The sequence below is a fragment of the Pseudomonas sp. W17 genome, from assembly GCF_040268305.1.
Classification (GTDB): domain Bacteria; phylum Pseudomonadota; class Gammaproteobacteria; order Pseudomonadales; family Pseudomonadaceae; genus Aquipseudomonas; species Aquipseudomonas protegens.
In genome coordinates this window covers 1,768,938-1,783,906 of the sequence record NZ_CP158490.1, presented here as the reverse complement: position 1 = coordinate 1,783,906, position 14,969 = coordinate 1,768,938, and the positions used below count along the sequence as shown (strand labels likewise).

At 64.2% G+C, this 14,969-nt stretch carries 14 protein-coding genes; 5 read left to right on the top strand and 9 right to left on the bottom strand.

Annotated features, from left to right (window positions below; translation table 11 throughout):
- Positions 1 to 154: 154 nt before the first annotated feature.
- Together ABCR88_RS08230 and cysK are read right to left on the bottom strand one after the other, a co-directional pair.
- Positions 155 to 1,093, bottom strand: a complete 939-nt coding sequence (locus tag ABCR88_RS08230) for an aspartyl/asparaginyl beta-hydroxylase domain-containing protein (RefSeq protein WP_011059858.1) — start codon at positions 1,091 to 1,093, stop codon at positions 155 to 157.
- Between the two features lie 227 nt (positions 1,094 to 1,320).
- Entirely contained in the window at positions 1,321 to 2,295 is a 975-nt protein-coding gene (gene cysK, locus ABCR88_RS08225) for a cysteine synthase A (RefSeq protein ID WP_041116549.1), read from the bottom strand.
- A gap of 271 nt (positions 2,296 to 2,566) precedes the next feature.
- Here cysK and ABCR88_RS08220 point away from each other — a divergent pair, with 271 nt between their 5' ends.
- From ABCR88_RS08220 to ABCR88_RS08210, 3 genes are all read left to right on the top strand, one after another.
- Entirely contained in the window at positions 2,567 to 3,643 is a 1,077-nt protein-coding gene (locus tag ABCR88_RS08220; RefSeq protein WP_350023730.1) for a DUF748 domain-containing protein, read from the top strand.
- A gap of 143 nt (positions 3,644 to 3,786) precedes the next feature.
- Complete coding sequence (locus ABCR88_RS08215; protein WP_011059855.1) at positions 3,787 to 4,632, top strand: MoxR family ATPase; 846 nt, start codon at positions 3,787 to 3,789, stop codon at positions 4,630 to 4,632.
- A gap of 12 nt (positions 4,633 to 4,644) precedes the next feature.
- Positions 4,645 to 5,823, top strand: coding sequence for a VWA domain-containing protein (locus ABCR88_RS08210; protein WP_011059854.1), 1,179 nt, complete (start codon positions 4,645 to 4,647; stop codon positions 5,821 to 5,823).
- A 71-nt stretch (positions 5,824 to 5,894) separates the two neighbouring features.
- On the opposite strand, the gene ABCR88_RS08205 is transcribed toward ABCR88_RS08210, so the two are convergent.
- The 4 genes from ABCR88_RS08205 to ABCR88_RS08190 all read right to left on the bottom strand — a co-directional run bounded on the left by ABCR88_RS08205 (position 5,895) and on the right by ABCR88_RS08190 (position 9,618).
- A complete protein-coding gene (locus tag ABCR88_RS08205; RefSeq protein ID WP_041116543.1) occupies positions 5,895 to 6,812 on the bottom strand; it encodes a biotin-dependent carboxyltransferase family protein in 918 nt (305 codons plus the stop codon).
- A complete protein-coding gene (gene pxpB, locus ABCR88_RS08200) occupies positions 6,809 to 7,513 on the bottom strand; it encodes a 5-oxoprolinase subunit PxpB (protein WP_011059852.1) in 705 nt (234 codons plus the stop codon). The genes ABCR88_RS08205 and pxpB overlap by 4 nt, the downstream gene beginning before the upstream one ends.
- The gene (locus tag ABCR88_RS08195; RefSeq protein ID WP_011059851.1) at positions 7,510 to 8,262 is read right to left on the bottom strand and encodes a 5-oxoprolinase subunit PxpA; all 753 of its coding nucleotides are present in this window, start codon (positions 8,260 to 8,262) and stop codon (positions 7,510 to 7,512) included. The genes pxpB and ABCR88_RS08195 overlap by 4 nt, the downstream gene beginning before the upstream one ends.
- Before the next feature lie 72 nt (positions 8,263 to 8,334).
- Positions 8,335 to 9,618, bottom strand: a complete 1,284-nt coding sequence (locus ABCR88_RS08190) for an MFS transporter (RefSeq protein ID WP_011059850.1) — start codon at positions 9,616 to 9,618, stop codon at positions 8,335 to 8,337.
- 137 nt (positions 9,619 to 9,755) lie between these two features.
- Here ABCR88_RS08190 and ABCR88_RS08185 point away from each other — a divergent pair, with 137 nt between their 5' ends.
- Complete coding sequence (locus tag ABCR88_RS08185) at positions 9,756 to 10,676, top strand: LysR family transcriptional regulator (protein ID WP_053156822.1); 921 nt, start codon at positions 9,756 to 9,758, stop codon at positions 10,674 to 10,676.
- Between the two features lie 212 nt (positions 10,677 to 10,888).
- Here the strand turns inward: ABCR88_RS08185 and ABCR88_RS08180 are convergent, their stop codons facing one another.
- Genes ABCR88_RS08180 through ABCR88_RS08170 form a run of 3 tightly spaced genes read right to left on the bottom strand, consistent with a single transcriptional unit; the run spans position 10,889 to position 12,749 of the window.
- A complete protein-coding gene (locus ABCR88_RS08180) occupies positions 10,889 to 11,431 on the bottom strand; it encodes a DUF2937 family protein (protein ID WP_041116536.1) in 543 nt (180 codons plus the stop codon).
- A gap of 10 nt (positions 11,432 to 11,441) precedes the next feature.
- Complete coding sequence (locus ABCR88_RS08175; RefSeq protein WP_011059847.1) at positions 11,442 to 12,218, bottom strand: class II glutamine amidotransferase; 777 nt, start codon at positions 12,216 to 12,218, stop codon at positions 11,442 to 11,444.
- Positions 12,219 to 12,251: 33 nt separating this feature from the next.
- The gene (locus tag ABCR88_RS08170; RefSeq protein ID WP_350404385.1) at positions 12,252 to 12,749 is read right to left on the bottom strand and encodes an MFS transporter; all 498 of its coding nucleotides are present in this window, start codon (positions 12,747 to 12,749) and stop codon (positions 12,252 to 12,254) included.
- A 100-nt stretch (positions 12,750 to 12,849) separates the two neighbouring features.
- On the opposite strand from ABCR88_RS08170, the gene ABCR88_RS08165 reads away from it, so the two are divergent.
- Positions 12,850 to 14,904 (top strand): S9 family peptidase, encoded by a 2,055-nt coding sequence (locus tag ABCR88_RS08165; RefSeq protein WP_041116534.1) that lies wholly within the window; start codon positions 12,850 to 12,852, stop codon positions 14,902 to 14,904.
- Positions 14,905 to 14,969: the final 65 nt, after the last annotated feature.

The following is a 14,969-nucleotide window of genomic DNA, read 5'->3' as shown; positions in this document are numbered from 1 at the left end:
CGCACGGCACGACGCCAGCGTTGACCGCTGAAACCACTACCGCGTTGAGGAGGGAAAAGGCCATGTACTGATGGTTCTCGAGAGAGGAAAAAACCTGAGTCGCTGGACTCATCGGACGCCGAATATAACCAGCGCCCGATATTCATTGCAAGATTTATCCGAACAGCCACTTCCACAGGACTACCAGCACCACCACTGCCAGCACCGGGCGCAGGATGCGGTACAGCTTGGGATGGCGGCGCTTCCACTGCTTGACCACGCCACTGAAGCTGTCGCTGAAGCGCTTGCTCCAGGCGTAGGCCTGGTTGATCCCGCCGACACGCTCGTCATCCAGGTTCTGCGGCGCGGTGGCGCGGCCCAGTTGGGCGCTGACCCAACGGTTGATGCGGGTCATCAGGCGGCTGCTCAGCGGACGCTCGATGTCGCAGAACAGGATCACCCGGGTGATCTCGGTTTCGTTCTTCACCCAATGCACGTAGGTCTCGTCGAACATCACGTCTTCACCGTCGCGCCAGGCGTACTCCTGGCCATCGACGAAGATCCGGCAGGCGTCGGAGTTGGGGGTCGACAGGCCCAGGTGATAACGCAGGGAACCGGCGAAGGGGTCGCGGTGCGGGTTGAGGTGGCTGCCACCGGGCAACAGCGCGAACATCGCGCCCTTGACGTTGGGAATCGCACTCACCAGCTCGACGGTCTTCGGGCACAGGGCCTCGGCCGAGGGCAGCGGCTTGTCGTACCACTTGAGGTAGAAGCGCTTCCAGCCCTTCTTGAAGAAGGAACCGAAACCGGCATCGTTGTTCTTCTCGGCGGCGCGGATGTAACCCTCGTCGAACAGGTGCATGGCCTCTTCGCGGATCACTTCCCAATTGTCCCGCAGGATGTCCAGCTCGGGAAACTTGCTGCGGTCCAGGTACGGCTTGGAAGGCACCCCGGAGAACAGGTACATCAGGGCGTTATAGGGGGCAAACAGCGCCGAATGGTTGACGAACTGGCGCAGTACCGGCAGACGCGCCTTGCCGCGCAGGTGCACGTAGAGAATGCTGCCGACGAACAGCGACAACACCGCGACCTTGGCGGTAAAGGAAAAGCTCATGCAACGACTCCTTGGAAATAGGCACCTGTAGGGGGAGCGTTCACCCGACCTGGCAGCCGGCAATGATAAACACTCCTGGGCCCTTTAAAAAACCCGCACAACCCAACATTCAGCGTTAACGGTTATGCAACAAAGGCGTTAAGTAGCATAAGCAGCCAGGCCCTGGCCTGATATGGGTCAGCATTCGCCGGCAAGCCGGCTCCTGCGGGCGAATGCCTGATCCGTGCTTACTGCTGGTTTTCCTGCTCGGTGAACAGGTCGCTGAAAAGCATGCTCGACAGGTAGCGCTCACCGGAGTCCGGCAGGATCACCACGATGGTCTTGCCCTGCATTTCCGGGGTTTCCGCCAGGCGTACCGCCACCGCCATCGCCGCGCCGCAGGAGATGCCGCAGAGGATGCCCTCTTCCTGCATCAGCCGCAGGGCCATGGCCTTGGACTCTTCATCGGTCACCAGCTCCACCCGGTCGACCATCGCCAGGTCCAGGTTCTTGGGCACGAAACCGGCGCCGATGCCCTGGATCTTGTGGGGGCTGGGCTTGATCTCTTCACCGGCGAGTTTCTGGGTGATCACCGGCGAAGTCGCCGGCTCCACCGCCACCGAGAGAATCGGCTTGCCCTGGGTCTTCTTGATGTAGCGCGACACACCGCTGATGGTGCCCCCTGTGCCAACCCCGGCCACCAGCACGTCCACCGCGCCGTCGGTATCGTTCCAGATTTCCGGACCGGTGGTCTTTTCGTGGATCGCCGGGTTGGCCGGATTATCGAACTGCTGCGGCATGAAGTACCTGGCCGGGTCGCTGGCAACGATTTCCGCCGCCTTTTCGATCGCCCCCTTCATGCCCTTGGCCGGCTCGGTGAGCACCAGCTCGGCGCCCAGGGCCTTGAGCACCTTGCGCCGCTCGATGCTCATGGACGCCGGCATGGTCAGCATCAGCTTGTAGCCACGGGCGGCGGCGACGAAGGCCAGGCCGATCCCGGTGTTGCCCGACGTGGGCTCGACGATGGTCATGCCCGGCTTGAGCTTGCCGCTGCTTTCGGCGTCCCAGATCATGTTCGCGCCGATCCGGCACTTCACCGAATAGCCCGGGTTGCGCCCTTCGATCTTGGCCAGGATGGTCACCCCGCGCGGGGCGATACGGTTGATCTGCACCAAGGGCGTATTGCCGATGGAATGGGCGTTATCAGCAAAAATTCGGCTCATGGCTGGGTCCTTATGCAGCAGTGAAGAAGTCCCCAAGGGTATGCCTGGCGCCCTTGAGCGTCCAGTCGCGCAACACCCGGGCCAGCCGGGTCGGTCGAGCCTATGCAAGAGACACATCAGCGACGCCGGGTTCATGGCCCGGCTCCTGCGTTCCCCGAACCTGCGCCCCAGCGCCGGCCCGCCGGAGCGCCCAGGCCACCGCGGGAACATTGACTCGAACGTCTGCCAACGGACGCAGTCAATGCCTGTATACGGCTGGAGGCTGCTGATCATGAAAGCTCGTTACCGTTGGCCCCTGTGGGTCCTGGCAAGCCTGGTGGTGCTGCTGGTGGCCCTGCATATCGCCCTGCCCTACCTGGTGCGCGACTACTTGAACGACAAGCTGGCGGACATGGGCGACTACCGCGGACGCATCAGCGACGTCGACCTGGCCCTGTGGCGCGGCGCCTACCGCATCAACGGCCTGGAGATCGTCAAGGTCAGCGGCAAGGTGCCGGTGCCCTTCGTCAAGGCGCCGCTGATCGACCTCTCGATGAGCTGGCATTCGCTGTGGTACGACCACGCGGTAGTGGCCAAGGTGCAGTTCATCCAGCCGGAGCTGAACTTCGTCGACGGCGGGGCCGACAAGCAGGCATCGCAGACTGGTGAGGGCACCGACTGGCGAGCCCAACTGGGCAAGCTGCTGCCCATCACCCTCGACGAAGTGCGGATCGATGACGGCAAGATCCACTTTCGCAACTTCAGCTCCAAGCCGCCGGTGAACATCGGCGCGACCCAGGTCAACGCCAGCTTCTACAACCTGACCAACGTGGTGGACACCCAGGGCAAGCGCGATGCGCGCTTCGACGGCAAGGCCCTGCTCCAGGGCCAGGCGCCCATGGAAAGCACCGCCACCTTCGACCCCTTGAGCAACTTCGAGAACTTCGAGTTCCGCCTGCGGGCCCGGGATATCGAGCTCAAGCGCTTCAACGACTTCGCCTCGGCCTACGGCAAGTTCGACTTCAATGCCGGGCACGGTGACGTGGTGATCGAAGCCCAGGCCGAAGAGGGCCAGTTGCACGGCTATATCAAGCCGCTGTTGCGGGACGTGGAAGTCTTCAACTGGCAGCAGGACGTGGAGAACCGCAACAAGAGCATTTTCCGCTCGGTGTGGGAGGCCCTGGTGGGCGCCAGCGAAACCCTGCTGAAGAACCAGCGCAAGAACCAGTTCGCCACCCGGGTCGAGCTCAGTGGCAGCGTGCACCAGCAAGATATCAGCGCGTTCCAGGCGTTTTTGCAGATCTTGCGCAACGGTTTCATCCAGGCCTTCAATGCCCGCTACGAGCAGCCCAAGCCGTCGGCTGACTGAGTCACCCCGTGACGCTCCATTCAGAGACTGAATGGGGCGTCCACGTTCACAGTCGACCGGGCAGCGCGTTATAGTCGCGCCATCACTCCCCATTCAATCGACCTGCCCCGGGCAGCTCGCCGTCACCGTTCGAGGAATTGCAGATGAAGTTCGAAGGCACCAGCGCATATGTCGCCACCGATGACCTGAAGCTGGCAGTCAATGCCGCCATCACCCTGGAGCGTCCGCTGCTGGTCAAGGGCGAACCTGGCACCGGCAAGACCATGCTTGCCGAGCAACTGGCCGAATCCTTCGGCGCCAAGCTGATCACCTGGCACATCAAGTCCACCACCAAGGCCCACCAGGGCCTGTACGAGTACGACGCGGTCAGCCGCCTGCGCGATTCGCAACTGGGCGTAGACAAGGTGCACGACATTCGCAACTACCTGAAGAAGGGCAAGCTGTGGGAAGCCTTCGAATCCGAGGAGCGGGTGATCCTGCTGATCGACGAGATCGACAAGGCCGACATCGAGTTCCCCAACGACCTGCTGCAGGAACTCGACAAGATGGAGTTCTACGTCTACGAGATCGACGAGACCATCAAGGCCAAGCAGCGGCCGATCATCATCATTACCTCCAACAACGAGAAAGAGCTGCCGGACGCCTTCCTGCGTCGCTGCTTCTTCCACTACATCGCCTTCCCCGACCGCACCACCCTGCAGAAGATCGTCGATGTGCACTACCCGGACATCAAGAAGGACCTGGTCAGCGAAGCCCTGGACGTGTTCTTCGATGTGCGCAAAGTGCCGGGCCTGAAGAAGAAGCCCTCGACCTCGGAACTGGTGGACTGGCTCAAGCTGCTGATGGCCGACAACATCGGCGAGGCGGTGCTGCGCGAGCGCGATCCGACCAAGGCCATCCCGCCCCTGGCCGGCGCCCTGGTGAAGAACGAGCAGGATGTGCAATTGCTCGAACGCCTGGCGTTCATGAGCCGTCGCGGTAGTCGTTAAGAGGCTGATGCCATGCTGCTCAACCTGTTCAATGAAATGCGCGCGGCCAAGGTGCCGGTGTCGGTGCGCGAGCTGCTGGACCTGATCAACGCGCTCAAGCAGCGCGTGACCTTCGCCGACATGGACGAGTTCTACTACCTCGCCCGGGCGATCCTGGTGAAGGACGAACGGCATTTCGACAAGTTCGACCGGGCCTTCGGCGCCTACTTCAACGGCCTGGAAAAACTCGACGACCACCTGCAGGCGCTGATCCCCGAGGATTGGCTGCGCAAGGAGTTCGAGCGCTCGCTGACGGATGAAGAGCGGGCGCAGATCCAGTCCCTGGGCGGCCTGGACAAACTCATCGAAGAGTTCAAGAAACGCCTGGAAGAACAGAAGGAACGCCATGCCGGCGGCAACAAGTGGATCGGCACCGGCGGCACCAGCCCGTTCGGCTCCGGTGGCTTCAACCCGGAAGGCATCCGCGTCGGCGATGCCGGCAAGCGCCAGGGCAAAGCGGTGAAAGTCTGGGACCAGCGCGAGTACAAGAACCTCGACGACTCGGTGGAACTGGGCACCCGCAACATCAAGGTGGCCCTGCGCCGGCTGCGCAAGTTCGCGCGCCAGGGTGCGGCGGAGGAGCTGGACATCGACGGCACCATCGACCACACCGCCCGGGATGCCGGGCTGCTGAACATCCAGATGCGTCCGGAACGGCGCAACAGCATCAAGTTGCTGTTGCTGTTCGACATCGGCGGTTCCATGGATGCCCACGTGAAGATCTGCGAGGAACTGTTCTCGGCCTGCAAGACCGAGTTCAAGCACCTGGAGTACTACTACTTCCACAACTTCATCTATGAGTCGGTGTGGAAGAACAACATGCGCCGCGGCTCCGAGCGCACCTCGACCCAGGACCTGCTGCACAAGTACGGCGCCGACTACAAAGTGATCTTCGTCGGGGATGCGGCCATGGCGCCCTATGAAATCACCCAGGCCGGCGGCAGCGTGGAGCACTGGAACGAAGAAGCCGGCTACGTGTGGATGCAGCGCTTCATGGAGAAGTACAAGAAGCTCATCTGGATCAACCCCTATCCCAAGGACACCTGGGGCTACACCGCTTCGACCAATATCGTTCGCGAGTTGATCGAAGACCAGATGTACCCCCTGACCCTGCGTGGCCTGGAAGAAGGCATGCGCTTCCTGTCCAAATAAACCCGTTCGCCAGCAAGCTGGTTCCTACAGGGCGATGTAGGAGCCGGCTTGCCGGCGAAGCTCTCAGCCCCTCACCCGAACCGGCGCAGGAACGCCACCTGCTGCCGATGCGCCGTTTCCTGTACCACCGGCGCCAGGCGCACTTCGCTGCCCGGCAGGCACTGGGCCAACCGCGCCAGGGACAGCGGGGTCAACGCCCCCAGCCGTGGATAGCCGCCAATGGTCTGCCGATCATTGAGCAGGACGATCGGCTGGCCGTCCGGCGGCACCTGGATCGCCCCCAGGGGAATGCCCTCGGAAATCATCGGCCGGCCCTGGTACTGCAATACCGGCCCGAGCAAGCGCGCGCCCATGCGGTCGGCCCGGCTGTCCAGGCTCCAACTGCTATTGAAGGCATCGAACAGGCTCAAACCGCTGAACTGGCCGATCTGCGCACCCAGGATCACCTCCAGCGGTGCAGCGGATTGCCAATCCGGCAGTTGCTCAGGCGCCAGGCTCTTGAGCGCACCGCCAGCTCCCGAATAACTCAACACCCCACCCTCGCTCAGGGCGCGGCCATAACCATCGGGGCCACCCAGGGCTTCACGCAACACACTGGCGCAACTGCCCAACACCTTGGGCGCGTCGAAACCGCCAGGGGCGGCCAGATAGGCCCGGGCCCCAGAAAATGGCTGGGTGAATCGCAGCCGCTGGCCCTTTTGCAGGATGAAACTGCGCCCCGGGGTCAAAGGCCGCTCATCCACATAGGCCCCAAGATCAGCCCCGGCCAAAGCCAGCAGGCAATAGTCCTCGGCCTGCAGGGTGAAACCGCCCAGGGTGATTTCCACCACCGGCGCATCCAGGGCATTGCCCAGCAGCCAGTTGGCCCAGGACATCGACACCCAGTCCAGCGCCCCGCCCTGGGTCACGCCCAGGTGGCGCACGCCAAAGCGCCCGGCATCCTGCAGCAGGCACAGCGGGGTGCTGGCCTCGATCGTCAGTCGGCTCATGCCGGCACCTCCAGTGGCGTGTCATCGCCCCCCAGGCGCAGGAACTCGGCCCGCTCCACTGGGGCAAAGCGCACCCGGTCCCCCGGTTGCATCAGGCTGTAGCCGTCGCGCTCGCGGTCGAACAACCGGCTCGGGGTGCGGCCGATCAGGTTCCAGCCCCCGGGTGATACCACCGGGTAAGCCGCGGTCTGCCGTTCGGCGATCCCCACACTGCCCGCCGCCACCCGCTTGCGCGGGGTGTTCAGCCGCGGCGCCGCGAGCGCCTCCTCCACCAGCCCCATGAAGGCAAACCCGGGAGCGAAGCCCAGGGCAAACACTTGATATTCACGCTGGCTGTGACGCTCGATCACCTCGGCCACCGACAGCCCGCTGCGCCGGGACAGCAGCACCAGTTCCGGCCCGACACTGAGGTCGTACCACACCGGCAGCACGTGCTCGCGCCCGGCCTGGGTGGTGCCGGGCGCCAGGTCGGTCAAGGCGACCTCGATCCGCTGCCGGGCCTCGGACGGGCTCAGGGCCAGCAAATCGTAATGCACCATCAGCGTGGTATAGGACGGCACCAGATCGACCAGAGACTCGCCGAAGGCCCGCCGCAGCCCTTCGGCGGCGGCCAGCATCCAGGGCATGTTGTCCTCGGCGATCACCTCGAACAGCCGCACCATCAGGCAGTCGATGGCAACTACTTCAACCTGTGGCTTCATAGGCCGGACTGCTGGTTCAGGGCCTCGCGAATGCGCTGCACCGCCGCCACCGAACTGGCGTTGTCGCCATGCACGCACAGTGTGTTGGCGTGCAGCAGCAAGGCACTGCCGTCGCTGGCGGCCAGGGGCTCGCCGCGGGCGATGGTCAGGGCCTGCTGGAGGATGGTTTGCGCGTCATGGTGCACCGCCCCCGGCAACTGCCGCGACACCAAATGCCCGGCGTTGTCGTAGGCGCGGTCGGCAAAGGCTTCGAACCACAGGGTCACGCCGTACTCATCGCCCAGGGCCTGGGCCGCGCTGTTGTCGCGGGTGGCCATGAGCATCAGCGGCAGTTGCGGGTCGTAGGCTGCCACGGCCTGGATCACCGCCCGCAGTTGCGCAGGCTTGGCCATCATGTCGTTGTACATCGCGCCATGGGGTTTGACGTACTCGACCCGGCCACCCTGGGCCCGGCAGATGCCGTCCAGTGCTCCGACCTGGTAGTGCAGCAGGTCCTGGATCTCCTCGGGCGAGTAGCTCATGGAGCGGCGGCCGAAGCCGGCCAGGTCCTGGTAGGCCGGGTGCGCACCGATGCGCACGCCATTGGCCAGGGCCAGGGCCACGGTCTTGCGCATGATGCCCGGGTCGCCGGCGTGGAAACCGCAGGCGATGTTGGCGCAGTCGATAAAGGGCATGACTTCGGCATCCAGGCCCAGGGTCCAGTTGCCAAAGCTTTCGCCGATGTCGCAATTCAATAACAGGCGGCTCATGGTCAGTGTTCCTGTGTTTTTTATAAGGGGTCAGCTGCGGGGCAGCGCTGGCAATGCCCGGCAGATTATCAGTTAGCGTGCCTCAAGTTCCTTGCCGCGGGTTTCCGGCAGGCTCAGCGCTGCCAGCACCACCACGCCGTAGGACACCGCGGCAAAGGTGCCGATGGCCGCGCCCAGCGGCACATGCTGGCTGAGCAGGCCGATCAGCAGGGGGAACAGCGCCGCCAGCGCCCGGCCGCTGTTGTAGCAGAAACCCTGGCCGGAACCGCGGATGCGGGTGGGGAACAGTTCGGTGAGGAACGCTCCCATGCCGCTGAAGATGCCCGAGGCGAAAAAGCCCAGGGGAAAGCCCAGCCAGAGCATCACCGCGTTGCTCACCGGCATTTGCGTATAGAGCAGGACGATGGTGAAAGAGCCGGCGGCGAACAGTACGAAGTTCTTCTTGCGCCCGAGAATATCGGTCAGGTAGGCGCTGATCACATAGCCCATGTAGGAGCCGAAGATCACCATGGCCAGGTAGCCGCCGGTGCTCAGCACGCTCAGGCCGCGCTCGGTCTTGAGGAAGGTCGGCAGCCAGAAAGTGATGGCGTAGTAGCCGCCCTGGGCCCCCGCCGCCAGCAGCGATGCGCGCAGGGTGGTGCTGAGGATCCCCGGGGCGAAGATCTCGTAGAACCGGGCCGGGTTGCTGGGCTCTTCCCGGGCCCGGGTTTGGCGATAGACCTCAGGGTCCTTGACCAGGCGGCGGACGAAAATCACGAAGATCGCCGGCAGGATGCCCAGCAGGAACAGCCCGCGCCAGGCGTCTTCCGGCGGCAGCAGGGAGAACAGCAGCGCATATAGCAACGCCGTTATGCCCCAGCCCAGGGCCCAGCCGGACTGCACCATGCCCACCGCCTTGCCACGGTTCTTGGCACGGATCACCTCGCCGATCAGCACCGCCCCGGCGGTCCACTCGCCACCGAAGCCGAAGCCCATCAGGGTCCGGGCGATCAGCAACTGCTCGTAGTTCTGCGCCAGGCCACACAGAAAGGTAAAGAATGCGAACCACAGGACCGTGAGTTGCAACGTGCGTACCCGGCCAATGCGGTCGGAGAGGATCCCGGCGATCCAGCCACCCAGGGCGGAGGCCAGCAAGGTACTGGTATGGATCAGCCCGGCTTCGGCGGAGGTGATGCCCCACAGTGCGATCAGGGTCGGGATCACGAAACTGAGCATCTGCGTGTCCATGCCATCCAGGCCATAACCAAGCTTGCAGCTCCAGAATGTCCGGCGCTCCTGCTGGTTGATGTCCCGGTACCAGTCAAACGGGCCGGCGCGGCGCGGGGCCTTGGCGGCCAGTGTTTCGGGCGCACTCATGGCGATCTCCAGGGTAATTTATTGGTGTTGTTCTGGGCCCCGACGACGCATATCGTGGGTTGGCGCATTCTTCGGTTCGAGCGCCAACTGCGTCCAACTAATAAAAACTGCCCTTATGCATAAGAAAAGTTGATCCCATGAACCTCAAGTTCCTCGAAACCTTCGTCTGGGTCGCGCGGCTGAAGAGCTTCAGCCACACCGCGGAAAAACTCTTTACCACCCAGGCGGCGATCTCCAGCCGCATCGCGGTGCTGGAGGGCGAGCTGGGCGTGAAGCTGTTCCTGCGCGACTCCCGGGGCGTCAGCCTGACCCCGGAAGGCGTCAAGGTGCTGGAGCACGCCGAGCAGATGCTCGACACCCTGCAGGTGCTGAAACAGTCCATCCAAGCGCCGTCGAGCAAGGTCGGGCGGGTTCGCATCGGGGTCATGGATACGGTGATCCACACTTGGCTCAGCCCCCTGGTGGCGGAGATGATGGACCACTACCCGCAGGTGGAAATCGAGCTGGTGGCTGACACGTCGCTGAATCTGTGCGAACAGTTGCAAAAGGGCTTTCTGGACCTGGTGCTGCAAACCGACCTGCTGCGCCAGGAAAGCATCCGCAGCCTGGAACTGGCCAGCTATCCCATGGGCTGGATCGCCGCCAGCAACTCGATCTACAACCGCGACTACGCCAACGTCGCCGAGCTGGCCCGGGAACGGATCGTCACCTACTCGAAGAACTCCCTGCCCCACCAGCAGGTGCTGAGCCTGATGCAGGCCAACGGCGTGCTGGCGCCGCGGCTCAACTGCGTCAACTCGGTGTCGGCCATCACCCGCCTGCTGCGGGACGGCTTCGGCATCGGCGCCCTGCCGCCGGTGCTGGTGCGCGAGGAACTGGCCCGGGGCGAACTGACCCTGCTGGCCATCGAACAGCGCCCGCCGAACCTGCAAGTGGTGGTGTCGTGGCGGGTGGGAGTGGAATTGGTGGAGGACATAGTCGAGCTGTGCCAGCGCGTGGTGCAGCGCTATGGGCAGAAGGTCGGCGCGGATTACCTGGTGCTCAGCGAACCCCAGTGAACATCGCCATCGCCCCCCTCATAGGAGCTGGCTTGCCAGCGAACCGCGCGCTGCGGTGTGTCAGGCACGCCGCTTTCGCCGGCAAGCCGGCTCCTACACAGAAAACAAAATCGATACGGCTCCCGTAGGAGCTGGCTTGCCAGCGAAGGCGATCTTCAGCCAGGCACAAGCCACGCGGCCCCCTGCGCCGGCAAGCCGGCTCCTACAGGGGGTCAGAGGCCTTTGAGGTCGCGCTCTTCAATCGGGCGGCTCTGGCGCAGGCGCTTGCCGCCCAGCACTACCCAGTCGATCAGCCGGTACAGGCATTCCAGGCCGAAGGACAGCAGCAAGGCGCCACTGATACCCCAGATCATGGCTTCCGGGGTCAGCAGGATCTGGTAGCTGTAGCCGTCCCAGGTTTCCTTGCGGATTTCCGGGTCGGGGGCCAGGGCCACTTGCAGCAGGCGGATGTACCAGGGCCCCTGCATCGCCTGGTATTGCTTGTCCAGGGCCAACTGGCGGCTGAGCAAGCCGCTCAGGCTCTCGGCATCGCTGCGAAACACCGGATCGTCGCTGGCCCGGTAATGGGCCACCAGGGCGTTCATGTCGCCCTTGAAGAATTGCTGCGCGGTGCCCTGGAAGCCCTGCAGGCTGTTCTGCGACTCGATCAGATGCGCCTCGACGCGCTTGGCGTAATCACTGATGAAACCCGGCACTTGCACACCGATCAACAGGCCGGCGGCGAACAGCACCAGCCGCAGATAACTGAGCAACATAGGGATGTCCTTATTCGGTCTGGCCATGGCTGACGCATTCACCGCGCCGCCACAGGCTCCACTGGCCCGGCTGGTAGCGGGTCCAGGTTTCGTTTTCGGTCAAGGGTTCAGTGGCGATCACCGTGACCACGTCGTTGGGCGTGGTTTCGGCCTGGAAGTCGACGATCACATCCACATCCTTCAGCCGCGCCGGGCCGAATGGGGCGCGCCGGGTGATCTGCGCCAGTTTGGTCGAGCAATAGCAGAACAGCCAGTCACCGTCGCTGAGCAGGCCGTTGAACACGCCCTTGCTGCGGTATTCGCTGCAGGCCTGGATCAGGGTCGGCAGCAGTTCCTCGATTTCCACCGGCTCGGGAAAGGCGGCCCGCACCCGGTTCAGCAGGTCACAGAAAGCCGCTTCGCTGTCGGTATCGCCCACCGGGCGGTAGAAGCTGGCCTGGGGCTGGAAATCCGCCAACTGGCCATTGTGCGCAAAGCACCAGTTGCGGCCCCACAGCTCGCGGACAAAAGGATGAGTGTTGGCCAGGCAGACCTTGCCGACGTTGGCCTGGCGGATATGGCCGATCACCACTTCGCTCTTGATCGGGTAACGCTGAACCAGGTTGGCCACTTCCGACTCGCTGCTGGCCGCCGGGTCCTGGAACAGGCGCAGGCCGCGGCCTTCATAGAAAGCGATGCCCCAGCCGTCGCGATGGGGGCCGGTGCGGCCGCCGCGCTGCATCAGCCCGGTAAAGCTGAAGACGATATCGGTCGGTACATTGGCGCTCATGCCCAATAACTCACACATGCTCGGACTCTCGCTTCAATGCCGGGGGCAGCGTTACAAACGCGGTTCGACCCGCGTATTCAGGGGGGTGCCGGCTGCAGGCTGGCGGCCGTAACGGTCATTGCCGACGCCACCGAAGGGCTGGTCATCCTCCACTTCGGCAGCCTTGGCGGCAGCTTTCGCCGCTTCGTTGCGTTCCCGGCGCTCCCTGGCCGCGCGCTCGATGGGCCAGCGGATCAGCACGAACAGCAGGTAGACGCCAAAGGCGATCATGCCGTACATGAACAGGTCGGATACCGCACGCCAGGCGTTGTTGCCGACCTTGAAGGCTATATCCAGGGCGGTGATGGCCACGGCCGGGGCAAATTTTTCCTTGACCGGGTCGATGATGGTCGGGCTGAACAGCAGCACCGCCACCAGCACTCGCAGCGGTTCGCGCAGCCAGCGCCACATCCAGCGGGTCAGGCGCATCCACACCAGCAGGCAGCCCAAGGCGGCGAAGGCATAGAGCCCCCAGGCGATCAGATAGTCGTTCTCGGTCATGGTGTCCATGGCAAGGCAGGCAAAGAGGCGCTTATGATAACGACTTTTGCCGTGTCAGGCTGCACCGCCGTCTGCCCAGCCCTCATTTGTCATCGCCCGAGAGCCACCCATGCCCTTAACCGCCAACGACAGCAGCGCCCCGATTGCCCACAAGGCCGAAGGCGCTGACCCGTATGCCTGGCTGCAGGAACGCGACACCGACGCGGTGCTCGATTACCTGAAGGCTGAAAACAGCTACCTGGACGCCCAGTTGGCGCATCAGGGGCCCCTGCGTGAAACGCTGTTCCAGGAGATCAAGGGGCGGATCCTCGAAACCGACCTGTCCCTGCCCTCGCCCTGGGGCCCGTACCTGTACTACACCCGCACCACCGCCGGCGACGAATACGCCCGCCACTACCGCTGCCCGCGCCCGGCGGACGACAGCCTGACGGTGGACGAAAGCCGCGAGCAACTGCTGCTGGACCCCAACGCCCTGGCCAATGGCGGCTTCTTCTCCCTCGGGGCCTTCAGCATCAGCCCCGACCACCAGCGCCTGGCCTACAGCCTCGACACCACTGGGGAGGAAATCTACACCCTGTTCGTCAAGGAGCTGGCCAGCGACAAAGTCAGCGAGCTGTCCTTCGACAACTGCGACGGCAGCATGACCTGGGCCAACGACAGCCTGACCCTGTTCTTCGGCGAGCTGGACGATACCCACCGCCCGCACAAGCTGTTGCGCTACCGGCTGGATGGCACCGCCGCCGAGGAAGTATTCCACGAGCCGGACGGACGCTTCTTCCTGCATTGCTACCGTTCCAGCTCCGAACGCCAACTGCTGCTGTCCCTGGGCAGCAAGACCACCGGCGAGACCTGGGCCCTGGACGCCACGCAGCCACAGCTACCGTTCACTTGCCTGGCGCCACGGGTCGAAGGCCATGAATACGATGTCGACCACGGCCTGCTGGACGGCCAATGGACCTGGTTCATCCGCAGCAACCGCGACGGCATCAACTTCGCCCTCTACCAGGCAGAAGACAACGGCGCGATCCCCGAGCAGGACGACTGGCAACTGCTGGTGCCGCACAACCCCGAAGTGATGCTCGACGGCGTGACCCTCAACGCCGCAGCCATGACCCTGAGTCTGCGCGAAGGCGGCCTGCCGATCATCGAAGTGCACCCCCGGGACCTGCCGGTATACCGCGTGCAACTGCCGGATGCGGCCTACAGCCTGCACGTGCAGAACAGCCTGGAGTTTTCCAGCGAGCGCATCCGCCTGCGCTACGAGGCCCTGAACCGCCCGGCCCAGGTGCGCCAGCTGCAACTGGCCGACGGCCAGCAGCAGGTGCTGAAGGAAACCCCGGTACTGGGCCCGTTCGACCCCGAGGCCTACGTCAGCCAGCGCCTCTGGGCCACCGCCGCCGACGGCACCCAAGTGCCCATCAGCCTGGTGGTCAAGCGCGACTGCCTGGGCCAGCCGACGCCGCTGTACCTCTACGGCTACGGTGCCTACGGCGAAAGCCTCGATCCCTGGTTCTCCCACGCCCGCCTGAGCCTGCTCGATCGCGGCGTGGCCTTTGCCATCGCCCACGTGCGCGGCGGCGGCGAGCTGGGTGAGGCCTGGTACCGCGCCGGCAAGCAGGAACACAAGCACAACACCTTCAGCGACTTCATCGCCTGCGCCGAACACCTGATCGCCCAGGGCCTGACCAGCGCCCAGCAGTTGGCCATCAGTGGCGGCAGCGCCGGCGGCCTGCTGATCGGCGCGGTACTCAACCAGCGCCCCGAGCTGTTCAAGGTCGCCATCGCCGAAGTGCCCTTCGTCGATGTGCTCAACACCATGCTCGACCCGGAACTGCCGCTGACCGTCACCGAATACGACGAATGGGGCAACCCCGAGGAGCCCGAGGTCTACGCACGGATCAAGGCCTACGCGCCCTACGAGAACGTGCGCGCCCAGGCCTACCCGGCAACCCTGGTGATCGCCGGCTACAACGACAGCCGCGTGCAGTACTGGGAGGCGGCCAAATGGGTGGCCAGGCTGCGGGCCACCAAGACCGACGACAACCCGCTGCTGCTCAAGACCGAGCTGGGGGCCGGCCATGGCGGCATGAGCGGGCGTTACCAGGGATTACGTGACGTAGCCCTCGAATACGCCTTTATCCTGAACATTCTGGGCCTGGCCTGAGGAACTCCCGGCGGCGTTCCTGTCTTAACCCAGAACGCCACCGGCAACCGCCGGACCGGGCCTGC

Coding starts and splice junctions, on each gene's coding strand:
- pxpB (WP_011059852.1), bottom strand. CDS start 7,513: ATGAAGCCACAGGTTGAAGTAGTTGCCATCGACTGCCTGATGGTGCGG.
- ABCR88_RS08220 (WP_350023730.1), top strand. CDS start 2,567: ATGAAAGCTCGTTACCGTTGGCCCCTGTGGGTCCTGGCAAGCCTGGTG.
- ABCR88_RS08190 (WP_011059850.1), bottom strand. CDS start 9,618: ATGAGTGCGCCCGAAACACTGGCCGCCAAGGCCCCGCGCCGCGCCGGC.
- ABCR88_RS08185 (WP_053156822.1), top strand. CDS start 9,756: ATGAACCTCAAGTTCCTCGAAACCTTCGTCTGGGTCGCGCGGCTGAAG.
- ABCR88_RS08210 (WP_011059854.1), top strand. CDS start 4,645: ATGCTGCTCAACCTGTTCAATGAAATGCGCGCGGCCAAGGTGCCGGTG.
- ABCR88_RS08215 (WP_011059855.1), top strand. CDS start 3,787: ATGAAGTTCGAAGGCACCAGCGCATATGTCGCCACCGATGACCTGAAG.
- ABCR88_RS08180 (WP_041116536.1), bottom strand. CDS start 11,431: ATGTTGCTCAGTTATCTGCGGCTGGTGCTGTTCGCCGCCGGCCTGTTG.
- ABCR88_RS08195 (WP_011059851.1), bottom strand. CDS start 8,262: ATGAGCCGCCTGTTATTGAATTGCGACATCGGCGAAAGCTTTGGCAAC.
- ABCR88_RS08170 (WP_350404385.1), bottom strand. CDS start 12,749: ATGGACACCATGACCGAGAACGACTATCTGATCGCCTGGGGGCTCTAT.
- ABCR88_RS08205 (WP_041116543.1), bottom strand. CDS start 6,812: ATGAGCCGACTGACGATCGAGGCCAGCACCCCGCTGTGCCTGCTGCAG.
- ABCR88_RS08165 (WP_041116534.1), top strand. CDS start 12,850: ATGCCCTTAACCGCCAACGACAGCAGCGCCCCGATTGCCCACAAGGCC.
- ABCR88_RS08230 (WP_011059858.1), bottom strand. CDS start 1,093: ATGAGCTTTTCCTTTACCGCCAAGGTCGCGGTGTTGTCGCTGTTCGTC.
- ABCR88_RS08175 (WP_011059847.1), bottom strand. CDS start 12,218: ATGTGTGAGTTATTGGGCATGAGCGCCAATGTACCGACCGATATCGTC.
- cysK (WP_041116549.1), bottom strand. CDS start 2,295: ATGAGCCGAATTTTTGCTGATAACGCCCATTCCATCGGCAATACGCCC.